Origin of the sequence: Pseudomonas sp. BF-RE-21 (assembly GCF_019947305.1) — a bacterium.
Taxonomy (GTDB): domain Bacteria; phylum Pseudomonadota; class Gammaproteobacteria; order Pseudomonadales; family Pseudomonadaceae; genus Aquipseudomonas; species Aquipseudomonas migulae.
Genome location: NZ_JAGYGF010000105.1, coordinates 1 through 3,799 on the forward strand (window position 1 = coordinate 1; position 3,799 = coordinate 3,799).

Genomic DNA, 3,799 nt, shown 5'->3' on the forward strand with positions numbered 1-3,799 from the left:
AGATTGACCCGACGTTGATCCAGGTCTGCGACCTGAACCGCACATTCAACGACCCGTTGGCTTCGAAAGTGCGCTCGACCCTGCGCCGCGATTACAACTTCTCCCGCACCGTGACCCGTCATTACAGCGTGCCGTGCGTGTTTTCCACCGAGCAGCTGCGTTATCCGAAGCCGGACGGCAGCATTTGCCTGCAGAAGAGTTTTGTCGGGGATGGCGTGAAGCTGGACTGCGCGGGCGGGTTTGGTGCGGTGATGATGGTGACGGCGACGTTCGGCATGGTCGCGGCGACCAAGGCTGTGGATAAGATTGTGGCGGGTGTGCGGCGCCCGGCGGATCGGGTTAAACCTGCCTGACAGGAAATGGTTTGCAATACCTGTAGGAGCGAGGCTTGCCCGCGAAAGCGGTGTGTCAGGTACGGCGCCTTCGCGGGCAAGTCGGATCGCCGCACCGCTCGCTCCTACAGGGGCGCGGCCAACTCATTCATTCGCTGAAGCACGGCATTGAGGCCATTGCTGCGCGAAGGTGACAACTGTCGGCTGAGTCCAAGCTGATTGAACCAGTCCGGCAAATCCACCTGCTGCAACTCGACCGCCGACAACCCGTTAACCCGCGCCAGCAACAACGCCACCAACCCGCGGATCAACCGCGCATCGCTGCTCGCGGCAAACTGCCAATGGCCGTCCTGCAACGATCCCACCAACCACACCTGACTTTCACAGCCATGCACGCGGTTGGCGTCGACTTTATCCACATCGCTCAACGCCGGTAGCCGGTCGCCCCATTGCATCAGCAGTCGCGCGCGTTGCTCCCAGCCGGCGGCGTTCTGAAACGTTTCCAGCGCTGTGACGGCATCGGCAGGGAGGTTCATCGCAACAACTCCAGCGCTTGATCCAGCGCATCAAAGAACCGTTGCAGGTCCTCGGAATCGTTGTAAAGCGCCAACGACACCCGAATCGCCCCGGCCAGTTCAAAGCTTTTCAGCAGCGGCATCGCGCAATGATGACCGGCGCGCACCGCGATGCCTTGTTCTGTCAGCAAGTGCGCCAGATCAGAGTTATGCACACCCTCGACGACAAAACTCGCCAGGGCCAGTTGCGGTTTGCCCAGCAAGCGAATGCCGTCGCGCGCCTCAAGACCTTTCAACAAATAGTCATGCAGCGCGGCTTCATGGGCCGAAACCGCATCCTGATCGAGGCCGGCGAGGTAATCGAGCGTCGCCCCGAGACCAATCACGCTGGAGATCGGCGGCGTTCCTGCCTCGAAACCCAGCGGAGCAGGACGAAAGCGCGCGTGCTGGTAATCCGCATCCAGCACCATTTCGCCGCCGAACTGCCAATGGCGCAGTTGCTTGAGCGCCTCATGGCGGCCGAACAACACCCCCAGGCCATCCGGGCCATAGAGCTTGTGGCTGGAAAAGACATAAAAGTCGCAACCCAGCGCCTGCACATCGTGTCGGCCATGGACCACGCCTTGGGCGCCATCGACCACGGTCAACGCGTTGTGTGCCTTGGCCAGCGCCAGCAGCGCGGGCAATGGCTGCCAGGCGCCGAGCACATTGGACAGCTGACTGACCGCCAGCAAGCGGGTTCGCGGGCCGATCAACGCGGCGGCGGCATCCAGGTCGATCAAGCCGTCGGCGTCCAGCGGCAGGATCACCAGTTTCAGATCGCGACGGTGGGCCAGTTGCTGCCATGGCAGCAGGTTGGCGTGGTGCTCCAGGGCGCTGATGACAATTTCATCGCCCGGATTGAACAGGTGTTCCAGGCCATAGGCCAGGAGGTTCAGCGCCGAGGTCGCGCCGTGGGTGAAGATGATCTGTCCGCAATCACCGGCATTCAGCCATTGCGCGACTTTATTGCGGCTGTCCTCGAACGCCTGGGTGGCATGTGCGCCGGGCAAGTGTTGCGCCCGATGCACGTTGGCTGCGCCATTGGCGTAGTAATGCGCCAGGGCATCCAGAAGGGCTTGAGGTTTTTGCGTGGTGGCGGCGTTGTCCAGATAGGTCTGGTCTTGCCGTTGCAGGGCGGCGATGGCCGGAAAATCGGCGCGCCAGGGGGAGAGAATCATCATGCTATCGGGCCCTGCTAAACATGGGCGGACGTACGCCTGACCTGATGGTCTGGGCTACGCCGGACCTGTAGGAGCGAAGCTTGCTCGCGAAGGGGCCGGTGAGATCCCCAAAAGCTTCGCGGGCAAGCCTCGCTCCTACAAGAACAGGTGGTCGTGACGCTCTGCTTAGTTGTGAGCGTGCAGCGCTTCGTTCAGTTCGATCGCCGATTTGTGGGTTTTGCATTCCACGGCACCGGTTTCCGAGTTGCGGCGGAACAGCAGGTCCGGCTGACCGGCCAGTTCACGAGCCTTCACGACTTTGACCAGTTTGTTGTTTTCGTCCAGCAGCGCCACTTTGGTGCCAGCGGTCACGTACAGGCCCGATTCAACGGTGTTGCGGTCGCCCAACGGGATACCGATACCGGCGTTGGCGCCGATCAGGCAGCCTTCGCCAACCTTGATCACGATGTTGCCGCCGCCCGACAGGGTGCCCATGGTCGAGCAACCGCCGCCCAGGTCCGAACCCTTGCCGACGAACACGCCAGCGGAAACGCGGCCTTCGATCATGCCCGGGCCTTCGGTACCGGCGTTGAAGTTGACGAAACCTTCGTGCATCACGGTGGTGCCTTCGCCGACGTAAGCGCCCAGACGGATACGGGCGGCATCAGCGATACGCACGCCGGCCGGCACGACGTAGTCGGTCATTTTCGGGAATTTGTCTACCGAGAACACTTCCAGCAGCTCGCCGCGCAGACGGGCTTCCAGTTGATGTTCGGCCAGTTCGGCGAGGTCGATCGCGCCCTGGCTGGTCCATGCGACGTTCGGCAGCAGCGGGAACACGCCGGCCAGGTTCAGGCCGTGCGGCTTGACCAGACGATGGGACAGCAGGTGCAGCTTGAGGTAAGCCTCAGGCGTGGAAGTCAGCGGCGCATCTTCGGCCAGAATGGTGGCGACCAGCGGCTTGTGGCTTTCGGCCAGACGGGTCAGCAGGGCAGCCTGGGCTGCGTCGACACCTTTCAGTGCTTCAGCCAGTTGCGAAGCCTGGGCGGTGCTGAACGCGATGGCCTGATTGCCTTCGGTGTAACCCAGAACCGGCGCGATGGCCGCGACCAGATCGGCCGACGGGTTGAGCAGCGGCTGAGCGTAAAACACTTCGAGCCATGCGCCCTGACGATTTTGAGTGCCGACACCAAAGGCCAGGCTGAATACGGAAGTGGACATGTAAATACCTCTAACAAAATTGAACGGGCTGGCTTACTTGAGCGCTGCCGCGTAGATATCTGGCTTGAAGCCAATCAGGGTTCGGTCACCGAGATCGAGCACCGGGCGCTTGATCATCGAGGGTTGTGCGAGCATCAGTTCGATGGCTTTCGGCTGGTCGAGATCGGCTTTGCGTTCGTCGTCGAGCTTGCGAAAGGTCGTGCCTGCACGGTTCAACACCACTTGCCAGCCGTGCTCGTCGCACCATTGGCTCAGGTGTTCACGGTCGATTCCGACCGCTTTGTAATCATGAAAGTCATAGCTGACAGCGTGTTCATCGAGCCAGGTGCGCGCCTTTTTCATGGTGTCGCAGGCTTTGATGCCGAAAAGGTGCAACGTTTTGCTTGAATCGGTCAAGGAATTGCCCCCTTTACAGGTGCTGGAAAAAAAAGGTGACGGATTATGCCATGACCGTCCGGTTAAAACGCAAAACCCTGTAGGAGCCGAGCTTGCTCGCGAAAGCGGCTTAACATTCAACATTGATAGTGGC

At 61.0% G+C, this 3,799-nt stretch carries 4 protein-coding genes and 1 pseudogene; 1 reads left to right on the forward strand and 4 read right to left on the reverse strand.

Annotation, left to right across the window (positions count from 1 at the left end; genetic code table 11):
• Positions 1-353 (forward strand): annotated as a pseudogene (locus KGB25_RS30240) (tRNA threonylcarbamoyladenosine dehydratase); the annotation flags it as partial.
• A 104-nt stretch (positions 354-457) separates the two neighbouring features.
• Here KGB25_RS30240 and KGB25_RS30245 read toward each other — a convergent pair.
• The 4 genes from KGB25_RS30245 to KGB25_RS30260 all read right to left on the reverse strand — a co-directional run bounded on the left by KGB25_RS30245 (position 458) and on the right by KGB25_RS30260 (position 3,666).
• Complete coding sequence (locus tag KGB25_RS30245; RefSeq protein WP_223437993.1) at positions 458-868, reverse strand: SufE family protein; 411 nt, start codon at positions 866-868, stop codon at positions 458-460.
• Positions 865-2,070: an aminotransferase class V-fold PLP-dependent enzyme gene (locus KGB25_RS30250; RefSeq protein ID WP_223437994.1), complete on the reverse strand. Its 1,206-nt coding sequence runs from the start codon at positions 2,068-2,070 to the stop codon at positions 865-867. The genes KGB25_RS30245 and KGB25_RS30250 overlap by 4 nt, the downstream gene beginning before the upstream one ends.
• A 165-nt stretch (positions 2,071-2,235) precedes the next feature.
• Positions 2,236-3,270: a 2,3,4,5-tetrahydropyridine-2,6-dicarboxylate N-succinyltransferase gene (dapD, locus tag KGB25_RS30255; RefSeq protein WP_008039387.1), complete on the reverse strand. Its 1,035-nt coding sequence runs from the start codon at positions 3,268-3,270 to the stop codon at positions 2,236-2,238.
• A gap of 33 nt (positions 3,271-3,303) precedes the next feature.
• A complete protein-coding gene (locus KGB25_RS30260) occupies positions 3,304-3,666 on the reverse strand; it encodes an ArsC family reductase (RefSeq protein WP_008039388.1) in 363 nt (120 codons plus the stop codon).
• Positions 3,667-3,799 lie beyond the last annotated feature (133 nt).